Origin of the sequence: Streptomyces sp. NPDC019890 (assembly GCF_044903445.1) — a bacterium.
Classification (GTDB): domain Bacteria; phylum Actinomycetota; class Actinomycetes; order Streptomycetales; family Streptomycetaceae; genus Streptomyces.
This window is the reverse complement of sequence record NZ_JBJDQK010000001.1, coordinates 756,796-775,507: the sequence shown is the minus strand read 5'-3', so window position 1 is coordinate 775,507 and position 18,712 is coordinate 756,796. Positions and strand designations below refer to the sequence as shown.

Annotated in this window: 12 protein-coding genes and 1 pseudogene; 1 reads left to right on the top strand and 12 read right to left on the bottom strand. The window is 65.3% G+C overall.

Features of this window, described 5'->3' with window-relative positions; all coding sequences use genetic code 11:
- Positions 1–191: 191 nt before the first annotated feature.
- The 7 genes and pseudogenes from ACI2LP_RS03405 to ACI2LP_RS03375 all read right to left on the bottom strand — a co-directional run.
- Positions 192–785, bottom strand: a complete 594-nt coding sequence (locus ACI2LP_RS03405; protein WP_404722844.1) for a GNAT family N-acetyltransferase — start codon at positions 783–785, stop codon at positions 192–194.
- A 108-nt stretch (positions 786–893) separates the two neighbouring features.
- Entirely contained in the window at positions 894–2,183 is a 1,290-nt protein-coding gene (serS, locus tag ACI2LP_RS03400) for a serine--tRNA ligase (RefSeq protein WP_404722843.1), read from the bottom strand.
- Positions 2,184–2,659: 476 nt separating this feature from the next.
- Entirely contained in the window at positions 2,660–3,136 is a 477-nt protein-coding gene (locus ACI2LP_RS03395; RefSeq protein ID WP_404722842.1) for an NUDIX domain-containing protein, read from the bottom strand.
- 771 nt (positions 3,137–3,907) lie between these two features.
- On the bottom strand, positions 3,908–5,626 hold the full coding sequence (gene metG / locus ACI2LP_RS03390) for a methionine--tRNA ligase (protein WP_404722841.1): 1,719 nt from the start codon (positions 5,624–5,626) through the stop codon (positions 3,908–3,910).
- A 476-nt stretch (positions 5,627–6,102) separates the two neighbouring features.
- Complete coding sequence (locus tag ACI2LP_RS03385) at positions 6,103–7,410, bottom strand: DGQHR domain-containing protein (RefSeq protein WP_404722840.1); 1,308 nt, start codon at positions 7,408–7,410, stop codon at positions 6,103–6,105.
- A 27-nt stretch (positions 7,411–7,437) separates the two neighbouring features.
- The gene (locus ACI2LP_RS03380; RefSeq protein WP_404722839.1) at positions 7,438–8,043 is read right to left on the bottom strand and encodes a GIY-YIG nuclease family protein; all 606 of its coding nucleotides are present in this window, start codon (positions 8,041–8,043) and stop codon (positions 7,438–7,440) included.
- 213 nt (positions 8,044–8,256) lie between these two features.
- Positions 8,257–8,467 (bottom strand): annotated as a pseudogene (locus ACI2LP_RS03375) (NUDIX hydrolase); the annotation flags it as partial.
- 264 nt (positions 8,468–8,731) lie between these two features.
- On the opposite strand from ACI2LP_RS03375, the gene ACI2LP_RS03370 reads away from it, so the two are divergent.
- Positions 8,732–9,580: a hypothetical protein gene (locus ACI2LP_RS03370; RefSeq protein ID WP_404722838.1), complete on the top strand. Its 849-nt coding sequence runs from the start codon at positions 8,732–8,734 to the stop codon at positions 9,578–9,580.
- A 112-nt stretch (positions 9,581–9,692) separates the two neighbouring features.
- On the opposite strand, the gene ACI2LP_RS03365 is transcribed toward ACI2LP_RS03370, so the two are convergent.
- The 5 genes from ACI2LP_RS03365 to ACI2LP_RS03345 all read right to left on the bottom strand — a co-directional run bounded on the left by ACI2LP_RS03365 (position 9,693) and on the right by ACI2LP_RS03345 (position 18,351).
- A complete protein-coding gene (locus ACI2LP_RS03365) occupies positions 9,693–10,559 on the bottom strand; it encodes a phosphoadenosine phosphosulfate reductase (protein ID WP_404722837.1) in 867 nt (288 codons plus the stop codon).
- A gap of 1,009 nt (positions 10,560–11,568) precedes the next feature.
- A complete protein-coding gene (locus ACI2LP_RS03360) occupies positions 11,569–12,405 on the bottom strand; it encodes a phosphoadenosine phosphosulfate reductase family protein (RefSeq protein WP_404722836.1) in 837 nt (278 codons plus the stop codon).
- Positions 12,402–16,007, bottom strand: coding sequence for an ATP-binding protein (locus tag ACI2LP_RS03355; RefSeq protein ID WP_404722835.1), 3,606 nt, complete (start codon positions 16,005–16,007; stop codon positions 12,402–12,404). The genes ACI2LP_RS03360 and ACI2LP_RS03355 overlap by 4 nt, the downstream gene beginning before the upstream one ends.
- Before the next feature lie 2 nt (positions 16,008–16,009).
- Positions 16,010–17,116, bottom strand: a complete 1,107-nt coding sequence (locus tag ACI2LP_RS03350; RefSeq protein ID WP_404722834.1) for a DUF4007 family protein — start codon at positions 17,114–17,116, stop codon at positions 16,010–16,012.
- 62 nt (positions 17,117–17,178) lie between these two features.
- Positions 17,179–18,351: a cysteine desulfurase family protein gene (locus ACI2LP_RS03345; RefSeq protein ID WP_404722833.1), complete on the bottom strand. Its 1,173-nt coding sequence runs from the start codon at positions 18,349–18,351 to the stop codon at positions 17,179–17,181.
- Positions 18,352–18,712 lie beyond the last annotated feature (361 nt).

The following is an 18,712-nucleotide window of genomic DNA, read 5'->3' as shown; positions in this document are numbered from 1 at the left end:
TGGCGGTCGTTCCTCCCCGCGCTCAAGAGGGTCTTCACCAAGGGGGCGCGAGACTGCCTTCACAGCTACCGGCAGCTCTCTCAGCTCGCGTAATCCCGGGCTACTCGTCTCCATCAACGCGTTGCCATCGAGGATAGGAGGAGACAAGTCGCAGCGGCAACAAGGAATCAGCCGAGGCGTGGCGCATCCCGTCACTGGTGAGCGATCAATACGCCGGACCACTTCTCGCTCGGCTGGCCGCGCCAGGACAGGATTTCCGTCTTCGAGTGGATGGTGAACCCGGCACGCTCCGCGACCTTGCGAGACCCGACATTCCCCACGAGGGCGTGCCACAAGATACGCCGCAGCCCCATGCCCTCCGGGGAGAATCCCCACCGGCATGCGGTTCGGACAGCCTCCGTCATGACGCCTGAACCGCGAGCGTGCGCAGCCAGCCAGTAACCGACCTCGGCAGCTCCGTCCGGCTTGTGGTGCAAGCCGATCCGGCCGAGCGGCTGGCCCGTGGCAGCGTTTTCGATGACGAAGTTCGCTGCCGTCCCATTGCGGGCCCTCGCGATGGCGATGTTCTCGACGAAGAACTGGGCGTGGCTGCGCTCGTAGGGGATCGGCAGGCTGACCCAGTGCAGCATCTCCGGGTCGAGTGAGAGCTCATACACCCAGTTGACGTCGTCGGGGTGGAAGGGGCGGAGTCGGAGCCGTTCGGTGACGAGGACGGGCACGTCGATTGGTGTTGCACCGTAGGCAGTCACGTGATCCATCACTCGATTCCGGCCGAGGAACGGCACCGGGTGTGGGGCAATCGCCGCTGGCGCCTCAGCTACAGGAGGGCGACCGCTCGCTGCGAGGCATCCGTCGCCAGGCAACGGATGCCTCCAGCAGGACACCCGGCTGATCTACTGGGCCGGGCGGGGCGGGGCCAGCACTTCGTTCGGCACCCACTTCCTCAAGACGTCAGGTACAACGACGGTGCCGTCTGCCTGCTGATGCTGCTCGAGGATCGCGGGCAGGAGTCGGCTTGTGGCCAGTCCCGACGCATTCAAGGTGTGCACGAAGCCCGATTTGCCCTGCCGGGGCCGGTAGCGGATGTTGCCGCGCCGGGCCTGGTAGTCACGGCCGTTCGACACCGAGCTGACCTCTGCATATGCGCCGAGGCTGGGCAGCCATACCTCGACGTCGAAGGTTTTGGCCATGGCGGCGCTCGTGTCCCCAGCAGCCAGGTGCGTGATCCGGTAGTGCAGGCCGAGTTGGTTCACCAACTCTTCGGCCTTGGCGAGGAGTTCGGCGTGAGCGGCGGCCGAGTCATCGGGGCGAGTGAACTGGAACATCTCCACCTTGTTGAACTGGTGCCCGCGCAGGGTTCCCCGCTCCGCAGTACGGTAGCCGCCGGCCTCCTTGCGGTAGCACGGCGTATAGGCGAAGTACTTCTTGGGCAGCTCGGCCTCCGCGAGCGTCTCGTCCCGGTGCAGATTGACCAACGCGGTCTCCGCGGTCGGCAGCAGGAACCGCTCGGGACCGTGCTCACCCTGCTCCAGGGCGAGCACTTCGTCAGCGAACCTCGGGAACTGGCCCGCGGTGTATCCAGCCTGGTAAGTGAGGATGTGCGGCGGCAGCAGGAACTCGTAGCCGTCCCGCAAGTGGGCCTCGACGAAGTAGTTCAGCAGCGCCCACTCCAGGAGAGCACCATGGCCGCGGTAGATCCAAAACCCACTGCCGGCGAGCTTGGTCCCGCGCTCGTAGTCGACCAGCCCCAGGCTTTCGGCGAGCTGCACATGATCCTTCGGCACAAACCCGAACTCCGGCACCTGCCCGACAGTGCGTACGACTTCATTGTTCTCCTTGCCTCCGGCGGGAACGTCATCGTCGGGGAGGTTCGGCAGCGGATCAAGGAAGTCCCGGCACGCCTGCTCCAGCTCGGCAAGGTGGGCCGCGACGTCGGTCAGGGCCTGACCGACTGTCTTGGCCTCCGCGTGCAGGGCGTCGACGGGCTCGCCCGCCCGCTGGCGTTTCGCGATCTCTCCCGAGATCGTTTTCCGCTGTCCCCGCAGCCGCTCCACGTCGGCCCGTGCCCTCCGGTGATCCAGGTCCAGCCGAAGAAACGCATCGAGATCCACATGGACGGCACGCTTGGCCAGGGCTCGCTGTACGTACTCGGGGTTCTTGCGGATGAGGGCGATATCCAGCATGGCGTCGGTGCTCCGTTCGATCAGCCATCTGTTGGCGTGATCCCTTGGGAGCGCGGGCGAGAAGGGGCAACTCGCGGTGCCACCGCGCCTTCGCCGCCACCGTGAGGTGGCGGCCTCGTTCACAACCCGGTCACGGGGGTCAGCCGGCGGGGCATTGAGCCACACCAGGGTGAGGCTGTTCCTCCCCGCACTCGGGAGTGGATTCACACCGGGTTGCGAGACCGCCGTCACAGCAGCTGGCGGCTCTCTCGGCTCGCGTGATCCCGGGCTACTTGTCTCCGTCATCGCGTTGCACCCGAGGTTAGAGGTGTCTCTCTCGCACGGCCAATGAATTTGCCGGGACAGGTGGGCGAAGACCGACGGCCGGTCGTCCACCCACCTGCTGCCCCTCACCTTGAGGATTCACTTGCCCAGGCCGCGCCGCTGCTCCGTTGTGGGCAGGGGCGAGCACCATGCGCGCATCCACCTCTCACTGCTCAGGAAGGCTGAACCGGCCCGCCGCGCCGGAGACGGTGATCGAGTTCCCACAGCGCCGTCCGGTTGGAGTCCCACTGCACCGCCTCCATCGCGGCGTCGATGGCGAACCAGCTGTACTCGGTGTGCTCGCCGGAGAGATCCAACTCTGGGTTGTCGACTCGGACCCCGAAGGTGAACTCGGGGATCACCAGTACATCTGGCCCCCACGTGAACTCACCGGTCACGTGCAGCACCGAGATCGTCGCCCGCGCGTCCAGCTCGATGAATTCGAAGTCGCCAGCCAGGCCAGCCTCCTCGGCTGACTCTCGCCTGGCGGCCTGCAGTGGTGTTTCTCCCGCCTCACCACCACCCGCCACCCCCTGCCAGTAGGCGCCGTCCGAGCGACGGAACAAGGCGTAGAGCAGCCCTCCCTCAGTCTGCCGGTACAGCAGCACCAACACCTGGAACGCAGCGCGACCACCCAGAGATTCAGCCATCGCTCCACGGTAGAGCCGACGGGCTCGGCCGCGGTCTCGTCCGGGAACTCCACGTTCTCGAGATGAGCACGCAATCGCAGGCACGGTTTTGCCCGTTACTTCCTGTGGCCATTGATCGACTTGAGGACGGCTCTGCAGGCCCGCAGTGCCCGGTAGGCCATGCCGATTCGCGAACCAGGAGAGTAGAAAGATCAACCCGGTGTCTCGCTTGCGCCACGCCACGCATGGGTGAGGGCTTTGACCGAGGCGAATCGGTGGGCCGGATCAAAGTGCGTACGACCTCGGTGGTGAAGGGCATACGGAGGACCTCGTATCCACCCCGTTCGGGCTTGGCGAACTCCGTACCCGTCCGCGCCGCGAGGTTCATGGTCTCCAGGCGTGCGGCGAGCATGTGCTGGACGCGACGACTGTCGCGAGCTCATCGTTAATCAGATAGACGAGGTGCGCGTCGCTGAGAGATCCGCCCGGCACGTCTCGAACCTCTCGGTGCAGTGCATCCTCGACGCCCCCATCGCCTCTTCGATGCCGCCACCGAAGTCACGCAGTACGGTTCCCGGCCGGGCTTTGTACGCTGCATCAGCCCACGTTGATCGCCCATCCGAAGGGATCGCGGGAGCACTGGGCTTGACTACCTTGGTTGTAGAACGGCTCCTCGCGATCCCAGGCTGGCGGGCCGTCACTCATTCAATGCCAAGAGGCCGCGAACCATTGCTGATTCGCGGCCCAAGGCAGTGCAGGTTACGCGACGTCGTCCGGCACCGCGAGTCACGGTCAGGCGGCGTCGGCGCCGCCGAAGCGCGCCCGGTAGGTCTCCAGGTCCTCTTCCGTGATCTTTGCGAACAGCACCGGCGGGACCGTGAAGGCCGTGCCAGCCGGTACCGCGTCCAGCGACTTCGCCTGCTCCGCGGCGACCCACACCGCGGTGTCGTCGGCCAGGGCGAACGCTTCCCGCATGGCCTTCGCGGACGACGGAATGAAGGGCTCCGAAACGACCGCGTACAGGTGGATGAGGTTCATGGCCGTGCGAAGGGTCAGCGCGGCGGCCTCCGGGTCGGTCTTGATCTCCAGCCAGGGAGCCTTCTCCTCGAGGTAGGAGTTGCCCGCGCTCCACAGCGAGCGCAGCGCGTGCGCGGCCTTGCGGAACTGCAGGGCATCCATGTGGTCCTCGTACTCGGCCAGCAGACGGGCGATCTCCTCGCCCAGCTTCCTCTCAGCCGTAGCGGCCTCGTTGCCCGCCGGAACCTCATCACCGAACCGCTTGCGGGAGAAGGACAGCACCCGGTTGACGAAGTTGCCGAGGGTATCGGCCAGGTCCTTGTTCACGGAGGAGGAGAACAGCTCCCAGGTGAACGAGGTGTCGTCCGACTCAGGGGCGTTGGCGATCAGGAAGTAACGCCAGTAGTCGGCGGGCAGCAGTTCCAGCGCCGCGTCCGTGAAGATGCCGCGCTGCTGGGAGGTCGAGAACTTACCGCCGTAGTAATTCAGCCAGTTGAAGGCCTTGACGTAGTCGACCTTCTTCCACGGCTCGCGGGTGCCCAGCTCGGTGGCCGGGAACATCACGGTGTGGAAAGGGACGTTGTCCTTGGCCATAAACTCGGTGTACCGGACGTCGTCGGCCTCGTACCACCAGGACTTCCAGTCTCGAGCCGCCGGGTCGAGGTCGGCCCACTCCTTGGTCGCGCCGATGTACTCGATGGGGGCGTCGAACCAGACATAGAAGACCTTGCCCTCGGCTGCCAGCTCAGGCCAGGTGTCGGCAGGGACCGGCACCCCCCAGTCCAGGTCGCGGGTGATGGCCCGATCGTTGAGCCCCTCGGTCAGCCACTTGTGCGCAATCGAGGAGGCCAGCGTCGGCCACTCCTTGCTGCCGTTGCCGTCCAGCCATTCCTGGACCTCGTGCTGAAGCTTGGACTGCAGAAGGAAGAGGTGCTTCGTCTCGCGGACCTCCAGCTCACGGCTGCCGCTGATCGCGGACCGGGCGTCGATCAGATCCGTCGGGTCCAGAACACGGGTGCAGTTCTCACACTGGTCGCCGCGGGCCTTGTCATAGCCACAGTGCGGACATGTACCGACGATGTAGCGGTCCGGGAGGAAGCGTCCGTCTGTCACCGAGTAGACCTGGCGGATCGCCCGCTCCTCGATAAAGCCGTTCTCCTTCAGCTTCCGCGCGAAGTGCTGCGTGATCTCGACGTTCTGCTGGGACGAGCTTCGCCCGAAGTAATCAAACGACAGACCGAAGCCGTCGTAGATCGCCTTCTGGATATCGTGCTGCTGCGCGCAGAAGTCCGCGACAGGCAGTCCGGCGTCCTTGGCCGCAAGCTCAGCCGGCGTGCCGTGCTCGTCGGTGGCACAGATGTAGAGGACGTCGTGACCGCGCTGGCGGAGGTATCGGGAGTACACATCCGCCGGGAGCATCGACCCGACCATGTTGCCCAGGTGCTTGATCCCGTTGATGTAGGGAAGCGCGCTGGTGATCAGGTGTCGAGCCATCCTCGGATGCTCCATTTCGTACGTACGGGGCAGATGAAAGTGCCGCGGCGGGCCCAATCTGGGGGCTGCAGCCGACGCGACCACTCAGGTCGCTCAGTGGCGTCACGCTCGGTGACGTAGTGGGTCTGCAGGCAGCCACTATCGTAGCGAACCCGGGGAACGCGCCTGCCAGCCGTCTATGAGTGCCCTAGCCCGGGCCGAAAGGGCACTCGGCCGTCCGAGACAGGCGGCCAAGCGAGTCTCGTACGGCCGAGGCAGTCCCACCCTAGAGCCACCGCGACCGCAGATCCCCGTGCACTGCCCTTGCCCCACTCCAACGAGGGGGACAGCACGACGACCAGGCAAAAGTGGGCGGCGACGTAACCCTAGAAATCGGCCAGTGGCCGCCTGCTAAGGCGTAGTGCTGCTGCTGGCGCCCCGGCGGATCATGGCGGCAGAACAACGGGTTCTCCGTGGTCCTGCCGACACCGGACACCTCAGAGTGTGTCCACCGTGGGCAGGTGCTTCGCAAGCACCTCTGCACCGATGGGGTACCGCTCGTTCTTCACCGTGCGGTACGACTTCAGTGCCCGTTCGATCTGTGCGCGCGAGTTGGGCGCGAGGTGGGCCAGCAATAGCTCGTAGAGCGCCTGGTTGTTGTCCTTTGCTGCGATCATCTTTCCCTTCCGGCTCGCGCCGTCGGGAGTCTCCTGCCAGACAGCACTGAACGGAGCCGCGGACATCCGCCATTCGAGTTCGGAGAGCCGCTCCAGGAGGCCGGGCCAATCCAGCATGCGCTGCTCGATGATGTGGCGTGCAGCACGCGCGACCTGGACCTGGACCGCCGGCCGCATGAACGGGTGGCCTTCGCCATCGCGTCCCTTGGGTGCGCGCAATTCCTTGGGTGCTGCTTGTGCCTCGTACCGCTCCCGCAGGTTGCCGCAGGACTTCAGCAGCTCGTCGATTCGCTGGGCGAGGACGTCGTAGCTCTCGTCCAGCACGTCGTCTGCCGCGCGTTGCGACGTTTTGTTCATGCTGTCGTGTAGCCCGAATCCGAGATCGGTTAGCAGGTCATACAACACCCCGATCGTGGTCCAGGCCGTCCCGGTTACGCCCACCTGGCGTGTGGCGAGCTTCAGCTCCCCGTCGGCCCCGACCTTGCTGAACACCTGGACTACTCCGTCCCGCTTCAGGAAGGCGTGATCATCCAGAAGTCGACGGGTCAGGATCGCGAAGCCGTCGTCCTCGTCCAGGGCAATGTTCTCCTGAGCCGTAGTCTTGACGGCGTTGCGGTTGATGTTGGTGAAGAGGCGGCGAGTGCGTCGTCGGCCCTCCTCGTTGTCGAAGTGGGGGACGACGATGACGCTGATGTCTTCGCGTCCGAGCTCGGGATCCCGCTTCACCGCGTCCTTGATTGCCTTGAGACGGTGCTGGCCGTCGAGCGCGAAGAACTGGTGCGTACCGTCGAAGGTGAGAACGCCGAAGTTTCCGTCCATGCCCGACAGAACGTCACTGTTCTCGGGGTTCTTCTCCATCTCCAGCGGGATGTACTCCGGCGCGCCGCCCCAGGCCGCGACGATGATGGCGCCGAGGAAGCGATTCTCGTTCGTGAGCAGGTAGTTGGTGATCTCGGTGGTGCGGGCGCCAACACCACGCTGAATCATCGTGCCGAGATCCTGGTTCCCGCCCAGGTCGTGCGCGAAGTTGATCTCTCTCGCCACGGCGGCGTAGCTCATGAGGCAGGAGTAGTACGTCCAGTTCCCGACCTTTGCTTCGAAAGCTGGAACCCACGTCTTGGAGGGCATTGGTACCTCTTCTTAGTACGTAGTTGATCAGGCCGTCCAGGCAGAACGCGGGGTACCGAGACGTCCGCGGAGCTTCGGTCGGCCGCGGTCATTGAGCGGCGGGTTGTACAGGCGGATGAGCCGCTTCTCCAGCCCGTCGATCCTGTTCCGCTCCCGAACCGTGGCGCACCAGAACTCCAGGGGCCGGAGGGAGAGGTAGCGTGTGAGCCGCTGGTTCCGAGTGGCAGGCTCGTCCTGCGTCCACAGGTCCTCGGGGTTACCGCGAAGATGACGCCGGTAGTCCTTGTACCGGAGCCGGATCGTGTTGCCGTGGTCGTTGTTGGATGCGCCGGCCTGCCCGATGTAGAGCAGCTGCGGAAAACTGCCGTGCGTGGGCATGGTGCCGACGTTGAACTGGAACGGCGGGCGCCAGACGAACATGTAGAGCCCTGGCTCGTCGGGGAGCGCGGGCCAGAGGTCCTCCGTCGCCTGGTGGATCTCCCAGGGACTGGCAAACTCACGTAAGTCGGCAGCGAGCTGCCGCGAGTTCGTGGCATCCAGCATGCGGAGCAAGCCCACTTCGATCTGGAGGGCGGGGCTGTCGTCCTCCCGATACCTCTGGACGACGCGATGGAGCGCGTCCGTACTGGTCATGCCTGAACTGGTCATGCCTGAAGAGCCCCCCACCGTGTGGCTGTGTTGATTCCATTGTGTCAGGGGGCACTGACAATCCATCAGCGAACGGCTGTCCTGTTGCTTCCAATGCCCGGGCGAGGCCCAGCCGTTGGTCTCGCTGGGCCTCTCGCTTCGCGGAGCCGAGAGGCGAAACGATAAAATGAGAGCGCTCTGAGCGCTGTGCGAGGAGCACCAGGCCAGTTCCGCGAGCTCGCAGTGGCAGCTACATGCGCGGTCCCGGACACGACCTCGCATGCGGCATACGACATGTGCCGCTTGGGCTTGGGGTGCATCCCCTTCCCAAGTGCCCTCACGGCCCTTACGTCGAGACAGTCTCTTCACGCGTCTCGCGGACGGCGGCAGCCTCATCAGACTCGCCAGCCTCGACTTCCCCGGCAGGGAACGGCGGCGAGCCGCAGGCACGGCTTCGACAACGGCTGGCACACCCTAAATCCGCACGGCAACTGATCGATGATGTCTAGGTGGTGGTCGCAATGCTGCTCTAACTCCACCTCATGCGACGGACGTTGACCTAGCGGTGCCGGGCGCTCGCAGTGTTCGCTGGGCTGGGATGGACGTTCACTCGCACGTCACCAAGCTGACCTCGATCATTCCATACCCCCATTCCAGCCGGCCCGTTGTCAGTGCCAGGTGGGAGGCTGCCAGCATGACACCTGTCGGAACATCTCGTGCATGCGTCCCCGCGTACCGTTCGCTGTCGGAGTTCCTCCTTCTCGAGCCGCACGAGCACGCCTACGAGCTGGCTGACTGGATGGAGCGCGCTACCACGGCCCTGCAGCCTCTTGATAGAAAGGCGTGGGACGCCGCCTACTCATGGCTCCGCGTGACGAGCGGGCTCAGGTCCATCTCCTTCGATATGGCCTACGACGATGGCGGCATGTGCGCTGGCGGGGACTTCGACCTCGTCTGGTCAGAGATGATGAACGAGTGGCAGGTGTACCAGGTACGCCTCGGTTATGCAGCTTCCGCGATCAAGGCGCTGGTTCGTGCGCTTCGGCTGCCAGTCGGCGATGTGCAAGCCGCCGTCGAGGGTGCCGAGTCGGACGTCAAGCTGCCCCAGTGGACACGGCTCGTCCATGCGCGCAGCCTCGCCGAGCACCTCGACCAACATCTCGCTGCAGTCCCTTCAGCCGCTCCCGCTCCTGTGTCTTCCGCAGTACGTGCCGCACTCGATCTGAGCAGGAAGACGGCGAACGGTGAAATGGGAGTCCCCGAGCCCGGACACGACGACGACATGAACTTCCTGCCCGCTGGGCACGAACTGGTCTGCGCCAGCAGGGAAGCCGCATCGGCGCTCCTCCTCGGCGGGCAAGTTCTGCTGGCCGGGGCTGTGGAAAAGGGGATCATCGGAGCCCCAGACGAAGACAAGTACTTGCTCGACGGAATGTGGATTCAGGGGCCGACGGGAGAACCCGTCTGGGTCGACGAAGAAATTCCCTATGGGGACTACCTTGCCTTTCTGCATCTGGAACATGGCGAGCCCCCACTCGCCTAGCGCATAAGCGCGACAGAGCGCGAAATGTCGGATGCGTGTGGGGTGGGTTCTGTGACCCTTCGTGGAACCCACCCCACGAACTTAACGTGCAGTTATTGCTGATGCTGGTTGCTCAGGTCATGCACCAGCCAGAGTCACACGACGCATCGCCCTCATCTTCTCTAGACGCGTCATAGATGGCGTCGCCCAGAGGTATTCCATACCGAGTGAGATAGACGGCGTCACGGCCTAGCGCTGCTCGGCGTGCATTGATGACCTCCTCCAGCTCCTGAGACTTTGCGAAGAGCTCAGGGTCATTTTTGCGCAGCTGACGCCACTCGCCCACTGTATGGAATGGGCAGAAGAAGCACGAGCTCTTAGGCGGTACTGGAAGTTCAGCCTCTTCAATGAGACGGACGCAGTCTTCGCGTCGCAACTCAAGGTCGAGCAGGGGGTATGAGATCTCCTCATGCGGTTCACTCCTCCGCCTGTTCGCTCGATGAATCTCATCTACCGAAATGCCAACGCCGACCGTCGCCGGATTGTCTGCCGTGGCGCCGTGTTGCTTAAGCCATTTTCCGATCACCCTGATCTTGAAGTCGGCAGTGCAGTTACGGCGCCCAGGGGCGCCGTTCGCCATGCGGACAGGGATAGGGATGGAGCGGGTATCCGGGCGATGGAGACGCTGCCACAGTGTCTCGGAAGTGCCATCGCGGCGCAGCTTTTGCAGGTGCACAATGGATATTCCGTGTCGCCGTGCATAAGGGGAGGCGACCTCGTGAATGTACCGCACGGACGCAGGGTTCTCGCTGTCGTCACCAACGTTTGAAAAGAGGAAGGTCCGGTAATCGATCCGGCCGGCCGCAGCCAGCACTAGCAGGGCGGTGGACTGGACGCCGCCACCGTACGAGATCACCCGCAGAGCTTCGTCTGGCGCGCATTCTTCCCTCGGTTCTGTGGGGTGTGCCGAGATTATGTCGTTGCGTTGCGGCGTGGCCATTCCGTCCTCCAGTTATGCGCGGACGACACAAACAACCCCACCTCGTGCGCAAAGTCAACGGTAAACTCTGGTAATGGAAAACGTGATTAAATGCTGCTTCTGGGTGCACGTGTCAGCTACGGGTAGGCGGGATCGCGGCTGCGGTTAGGGAAACACTGCGACCGGATCGCAGTGCCCATGTTTCGATGTCGGCGTAGAAGAGTCCCAAGCGGCGCAACCATGCGGCGCTGGTCTCCATAGCTCTGCGCCCGGCTCTCCGGCAGGCCCGCTTCGCTCTCCAGCCCTTTCTGTAGTTCGACGTCACTCAAGCGTTCGTGTTGACCAGCCTCTGAAGGGCAGGGATCTCCTGGGGGTGACTTCGCTTGATCCCGGTCTGCCGACTGACGCTGAGATAGTCAACGACGTAGGCCAGGTACGCAGTCGGACGCCGGGTCCGATCGTGCAGCCGCGCATCGTCAGCAGCGGCCGTACCGGTTGCGCGTGATAGCCGCGCGGTCGACGCCGAACCATCAGGCCAGCACATCATGGGTGGCACCGTGACAGAGGTGGACGAGGGTGGCCAGCAGTCGGTCGACGAAGACCAGCTTGCGCCTTGCTCGAGCGCCAACAGCTCTCTTCCGAGAATGCACCGCGAGCACAGCCTGGCGCCGCTCGGGCTATAAGGCGCGATCTTGGAGACGAGGTCAGCGCTCACATCGCGAATCAAACCCCGTGATCCTTTGGCGTCGGACGATCGTTGCACCTGTCCGGTTCCCCACCACACGGAGCATGATCAACGACCACGGGGCGACCTGGCATCGACAACTGGCACGGGCTCGTTGGCAGCCGATTCTCGCCCCACCTGACGGCAACTGGGCCGTCGGCGACCCCGGGTTGATCCCCGCTGTGGCCCTTCCATAGACAGGTCGTCGGCCGCCGGGCTGATACAGCGTTCGGTGGCTCGCAGCGGGATACGAAGGGCCCGCCATTCCCGGCGCGAGCCGGGGACAGCAGGGCCCTTCGACTGCGGTCACAGGTGGCAAACGGCGCAACCTGCCTCGTCGTCGTCCTCATCGTGAGCGTCGGAAAGGATCTCGAGCAAGGGACGGTTCGGCTTCACACGCTTGGCCGCGCGATCGAGTGCCGCCTGGTGCTTGGCCTCGATCTCGTCCCGGCGCTCTATCAGTTCGTGCAGGGACTCACCCTGGGTCCATGTGTACTGACGCTCCTGCATGGCGCTGCGCCGGTAGTTGACCTTTTCCTCGTACGCTATGGCCTTCTCGAACAGCTCCGGGTGACGGTCCTTGAGGCCGACCCATTCGTGCTTGCGCTGGAAGAAGCAGAAGTAGCAGCCGGAGCGGGTGCGCCACTCGTAGTAGTCCGGCAGACCGATGCCGGCCTCGTCGAGGATGCGGTCGACGCCGGCGCGGTCGATGCCGTCTTCCCGGAAGGGGAAGACCGCAGTGATGTTCGGCTTGGTGCTGACGTAGCCGAGGCGGTTCTCGTCCGCGCGGATCGCGACGTAAGAAATCACCTCGTCGTCGCCGACCCACTCCTCCAGCGGCTTGATCTTCAGATTTTTGGTGCACCAGCGCATCTGAGGACTCGGAAGGGTGCCCTGATAGACCTCGAGCCAGTGGTCGAAGTCGCGACTCGCGTTGAGACGCACGATCGGCTTGCCGACGGCGGCTTCCAGGCGGTTGAGGTATTCGTAGGTCTCCGGCAGTTCGGCGCCGGTGTCGCAGAAGAAGTACTCCATGTCCGGCACGCGGTCGCGCATGTGGATCGCGAGAGCGGAGGAGTCCTTGCCTCCGGACAGGCCGAGGACATGGCGCTTCTTCCCGCTGGAGCCGTTGGTGTCGGTCACAGAGTCTCCTTCTTCTGGGGGGCCGCGGCGGTGTCCTGTGCGGCCAGGCGCTCAGCCAGGGCGGCGAGCAGGATGCGTGCGCCGTCGGGGCCCAGTGCTTCCTCAGCCTGCCTGATGACACTGACAACCAGGTCATCGGCTGCCCGGCGAGACTGCTTGGGCACGTGGATGAGGGTGCGCTCTTCCGTCCCCCGGGGGGTGGTGAGCGTCAGCAGGTGGGTGTCAATCTGCCGGGACTCGGCCTCCTCCTTGGCGGCGGCGGCCGGCGTGTGGGCTTCGTAGAGGTGGCTGACGCGGTCGAGTGCGCGGGCCACCTCCTTGACCTGCCGGGGGAAAGAGGTGGCGTCCTTGTCACTCCAGTCTCCGAGTGCCTTGTTCGACAGGCGGATGATGATCGGGTCGAGCCAGTCCTCGTCCGGCAGGCTCTCGTTGAGGACGCGGGAGACGAAACCCTGCAGGTTGAGCTCGAGTGGGGCATTGGCAAAGCCCAGCAGCCGATCGGTCAATCCGGTGCGCAGGCCGGTGAGTTCGCCGGGAAGGCGGAACTCGCGTCCGATCGTTGCCACGACCTCCTCGCGCAGGGCGGCGCCGGCGCCGGTGAGATCGTCGAGCGCCGTGGTCAGGCTGGCGACGTACGCCTTGGCGGTCTCTTCGTCCCGGGGGGTGGTGGCCCCGATCGGCTCGAAGCCCAAAGCCGCGGGCAGGGAGGTGAAGACGAGCTCGTCCGGGTCGGTAGCCTGGGAGAGCACTTCGCGGATCGCGAGTGCCTCGGTGCTCAGCCGGCGTGTCTTTTGGGTGTAGGGCTCCAGGACCATGACGCGCTCGAGGATGGCCCGTGTCACGCCGAGCAGTGCGGGGTTACGCGCCGCGCGGGAGCGGGGGGTGTCCACGTTGAGCGCCTTGGCCAGGCTGCTAACGACGAGGAGGCGCTGTCCGCGACCGGTTGGGGCGGCCTTGACCGTGAAGCGGTCCGGGTAGGGGACGTTGAGCCTCTCAACGATCTCCGGGGTCAGCCGCTGGCAGTAGTTGCCGTCCTCGAACAGGGCAATGTCCTGGGCCCGCAGGATGAGTGCGGTGACCACGAGGATGGGGACGACGCCTGCTTTAACGCCGTACGGGGGCGCCATGAGCTGCTGGTAGATGTCGACGATCGGCGTGGGCTGCTTCGCGCCGGTCAGTGCTTCCTCGAGGGCTTCCCATGCCTTGGTGATGCTGGGGTTCTTCTCGGGGTTGGGGCGCGATAGACCGTGGGTGAGGATGCTTGTGGTGTCGGTGCCCGTGTCGGTTTCGCCGGCGGCCCGGTGCAGCCCGAGGTATTCCAGGACGCCGTGGTACATCGCCCGCTCGGGGGTGTACTTCGTCTTGTCGTACCCCAGCAGGGGGTTGCCCGAGCGCTGCAGCATGGAGGTGAGCAGTTCGCGGCGGGCGCGGGCGCCGTTGCTGGTGAGTTGGTGGCGCCCGACCATCTCGTTGCGGATGTGCGGCGTGTGGGGGTAGACCCGGTCGCACGCCTGGGAGGCCAGGTTGGCGTAGCTGCGGGCCTCGATCGGCTCGCTCTCGTCGCCGCGGACCTCGGTTCCCTTGTGCCAGAGGTACCAGCTGGACTGCGGGCTCAGGGGGTTGAATGCCTCGTCCAGCAGCGTCCCGATGGTCTGCGAGATGTACGCTGCGCGTTCTTCGATCTCGCGGGTGGCGACGTGGTCGATGGTGTCGTCGTCGAGGAGCTCCTCGAGGGCGACGAGGTCGATGCCGGCCTGCAGGACAGCTTCCGGGGTCTTCGTGGTGCCGATGACTACGGGCAGCGGTGACTGCACCGCGGGACGGGTTTCCAGCGGCCCGAGGTGATAGATGATCAGACCGTCGGCAGCGTCCTGGACAACCTCGGGCCCCTTGAGCTTCTCGCTCTTGTGGCTGACGGCGGTGGTGAAGTAGCGCAGCATGCCTGTGCGCTGGCTGTGCCCGCCGGCCACCACGGCCGCGGGCAGCACAGTCCCGAGGTGCTTGCCGAAGTATCCGATGACGTCGGCCGGGGCGATGCGGGTGGCGACCTCCCGGACCCGTGCGTCGATATCGAAGTCGCTGCCCTGCCAGACCCGGTATTCGTTGCTGTAGGCGCGGTGGACGATGAAGCCGTCGGCGACAAGCTTGTTCAGCCGCTCCTGCAGGGCCGTATAGCGCTCGGGGTCGGGCGCATCAGCCGGGTCATGCAGCGCGAACTGGATCATGGACGGAGTGGCGCGCAACAGGCCGTCGGCGTCGATCAGGTTCAGGATGCCGATCGCCTTGAGGACCTCCTGGTCCTCGGCGGGCAGTCCATTGGCCTCGCTGAGGCGGTTGTCGACCTCGAGCCAGCGGCCGGCGTTAGCCGAAGCAAGGATGGTGGTACGGCCGGACGCGAAGAAGTAGTCGTACAGCTGCGGCAGGCGAATGGTGCAGGCCCGCTCGGGGGTGTCAGACGACAGGGTGTCCAGGGAGCGTCGGACCGTGTTCGGCTCGTCGCTGGCTAGGAAGCCTGTGAGGCTGCGGTCGTGCTGGCCGATCTGGGAGGCGAGCAGCGGCCCGGCAACTGCGGTGAGCGGGTGCAGCGGGTAGAGGCGAGCGAACATCTCCGCGGAGATGTCCACGATGGCGCTCAGGGCGTGATGGCTCCAGGCGTTTGCTGCAGCGTCGGCCTGGATGCGGATGAGTTCGAGGCCCGGCTCTGCAACACCCGTCAGGTCGAGACGTCGGCGCATCAGATGGACGGCGTCGCCGAGGTTCGGCGCGAAGGTGATGTCTTCAAAGCGGCCCTGGACCTTCGCCCATTCCTGAGTCTGGATGACGCTGGACCGCGCCGCGTAGTCAGTGAACGCCAGGTGCTGCAGCGTGAACATGAACAGTCGCATGCCCGAGGGGCCGGCACCCTTTTCGGCAAGCATCTGCAGCAGGAACACGTCGCTCTCGGCGCTGCCCGAGTCGCCGTCGGCGGCCAGATATTCGAGCGTCTTGCCGAACTCGTCGATGATCAGCAGCAGGGGGTGCCTGTCGCACAGGATGGTAACGGCGTCGACGATGCTCTGGGTGCTCGGCACCTCGCGCTCCGCGCATGCAGCCAGCGCCTGAGCGACCTCCTTGGGGACCCGCTTCTTCCACTTGCGCTCGACCGCGGTCTGCAGAGCGCGGTGCACGGTGGCGGCGAGAGGTTCGCGGCGAGCGGTGGCGACCGCACCGAGGAAGCCCGCCCCATCGGTGAGCTCGTCGCGCACCCGGGCCAGCCGGGCTGTCTGCCCGGGGCTGGTGGCCATGACCGCCGCCTCGGCCTCGCGACGGCGGGTTTCGTCGTGGCCGAGGAAGGCGTCGAAGAGGTTCGAAAGCGTGGACTTGCCGGAGCCGTAAGGACCGGTGAAGGACCAGGCGCGGGTACGGCGGAGATCGGCCGCAGCGTTGGTGACACGCTCAAGGATGTCGAGCGCGCGGACCCCTACATAGGGGTCGTTGAGATGTTTCTCCTGGACGTCGCGCTCAAGATTGGTGGAGCGCAGCTCGGAGCCGACCAGGGTGATGCCAGCGGGGAGCTTGGCGGCAACGGCCTGGTGAGGACGCGGGGTGGTCTTCGTCGCCATGGTTACGCGTTCTCCTCGATCAGGTCCAGCGCCTCGACCTGCTGGGGAGGCTTCTTGCGCGCTCGTTTGGGCGGCTCGCCGTCAAGTCCGGGGTATTTCTTGGTCCATTCCTGCGGGGTGGGGAATCCCTCGCGGTCCCGCACGCGTCCGTAATGCGCGTCGAGGATGTCCCAACCCAGCGCCAGCGGAGCCTTGGAGAAGGCGAGACTGCGCTGTCCCAGGGCCTCGACGATCTGCAGGTCCGGATGGTCAGCGACCAAAGACTCGATGGACTTGGTTAGTTCCGGCTCCCGCATGCGGAAGGCTCGGCCAGGGGATCCCGTGTCCTCGGCGAGCCGTGCCAGAGAGATGGAGCCGGCGTTTGGTGAGAACCGCGAGGCGTAGTCCAGGCAGGCATAGGCCAGAACGGATGCCGGAAGATTGGAACGGGACCCGGTCGTGAAGCGCCAGGTGCGGTCCCGGCCCCTGCCCTGGCCCTCAAGTAGGCCGAGTTCACGGAATGGTGACATGAGGAGGTCTTCGAAGCTGCCAGGGGACAGTGGGTTGAACTCCTGGTCCAGCGCATACATCTTGATCATGCATTCTACATCGCGTGAGATGGACTCCCCTGCGGGCCAGTCCTTCTCCTTGAAGCTCTCGTGGATCTGGCGCGTGATGAAGCTCGTCATCTCCGCCGAGGTGACCCGGGAGCGGGGTGCCAGGTTGAAGATCGCGTACCAGCTCGGCACCCAGCACTTGGCCTCAGAGTCACTCGATAGCAGCCACCAGTGCAGCAGCCACAGGCTGCCCGTGTCCTCGAGGTAGGGATCGGCTCCCTCCTCGTCCAGCAGCCACCGGGCCCGCCAGGTCGGGGATGCGACGTGGGCCCGGTAGGAGGGGTCCTCGTGAGGGTGCTCTTGGGTGAGTTTGAATGCCTTTGACCAGTGCCGCATGGAATAGACCATGTTCTTGCCCACGCCGAGCAGGACCGGGGCGTCCTCGCGATGGAAGATCTCGCTGTCGTGTTTGACCTGCATGTATGCCTTGTGCAGCCAGCCGAAACGCGGGGCAAAGGTCTCGTGGCGCCCGAAGGAGAGTTCTACGGCTTCAGGAAGCCGGCTGTCTGACATGCGAGGGGCCTTTCAGTGAACAAGATCGAGAAGGATGCGTGTCTATGTGGGGATAACGCCGATCAGGGCTCAGCCGTCGCGGCCATGACCGACCGGACGTGCCGTACGGCGTCCACTACCGCCGTAACGGCCCGTTCGATGTCGCGTTCGGTGGTGGCGTAGCCGAGGGAGAAGCGCACGGTGGAGTCGGCGTCGTCGCGGCTGTGCCCCATGGCCAGCAATACGTGGCTCGGGCTTGGTGCGCCTGAGGAGCAGGCACTGCCGTCGGACGCCGCCACCTGCGGCATGGTCGCCAGCACGGCGTCCGCAGGAACGCCGGGAAACGTGACGCTGGTGACGCCAGGAAGGCGTGGCGCGCGAATACCGTTGATGCGGCAGTCGGCCACCTCGGCGGTCAGTGTCGCCTCGAAGGCGTCCCTCAGGGTGCTGGTGCGGCCGGCCTCTTGCGTGAGTTGCAGCCGGGCGGCTTCGGCGGCGGCGCCGAGGCCCGCGATGCCCGCGACGTTGAGAGTGCCGGCGCGCCATCCGCGCTCATGCCCACCTCCGACCAGTAGAGGGCGGTGAGGCAGGGACGTTCCCCGGCGCACGAAGAGCGCGCCGACGCCCTGTGGGCCGCCGAACTTGTGCGCCGACAGGGACAGCAGGTCGACTTCGACGTCAGTGAGGTCGAGAGGCAAACGGCCGACGTATTGTGTTGCATCGGTGTGAACCAGGGCCCCGGCCTCGTGGGCCGCCTTGATGACCGGCCTCAAGTCGGTTAGCACGCCGGTCTCGTTGTTTGCGATCATGATCGAGACGAGGGCCACTTCGCGGTCGCGGAGCATCGCATCCAGCGGTTCGATATCGACGGCGCCGTCCCCGTCGACGGGCAGTACGAGGAGAGAGTCAGGGGCCTCGGCTGTCACGGCGCGCGCGGTTTCGAGCACTGCCGGATGCTCCACGGCGGTGGTCACCAGAACTCCTCCGCGCGCATAGGCAGCGCGCAGGGCAAAGTTGTTCGCTTCCGTGGCCCCGGAGGTGAAGATGATCTCGCCAGGGGAGCAATTGAGCAGGTCAGCGAGCTGACGGCGGGCCGTATCCACCCGGGCGGCCGCATCGCGTCCGGGGTGATGCATGCTTGAGGCATTGCCGACGCTGCCGAGGGCAGCGAGGGTCGCGTCAAGCGCCTCGGGCCGCAGCGGTGCGGTGGCGTTGTAGTCGAGGTAGACCACCGTGCCTTCTGGATCGCTGGCCATGTTTCCCCCCATTTGCTGCGATGCGCTCCTAAGGTCTCTCCTGGTGACTCCCGGCGGCAGGATCTCTCGTTTCACCAGGAGTGCACTGAGATCCTAACCAACACCCGGGACAGCTGAGACAGACTCGCCGCAACCCGGCCACACGGCTCCGCGACTTATCACACACGCGCCGGATCTCCGAGCCGTCCGGCCTCCGCACTCAGCACCCGAAGGCCCGTGACGCGGCGTCCGGCGTCCGCGCTCGCCCTGTAGCGCCGATCACTGGCACTCCTGGCGGCTCGTGGGGGCAGGTCTTTGGCTTTCGCCAGGAGTCGAATCAGCCCCCATCGCCGCCGCCTTCGCAATGAACCTGCCAGGATCG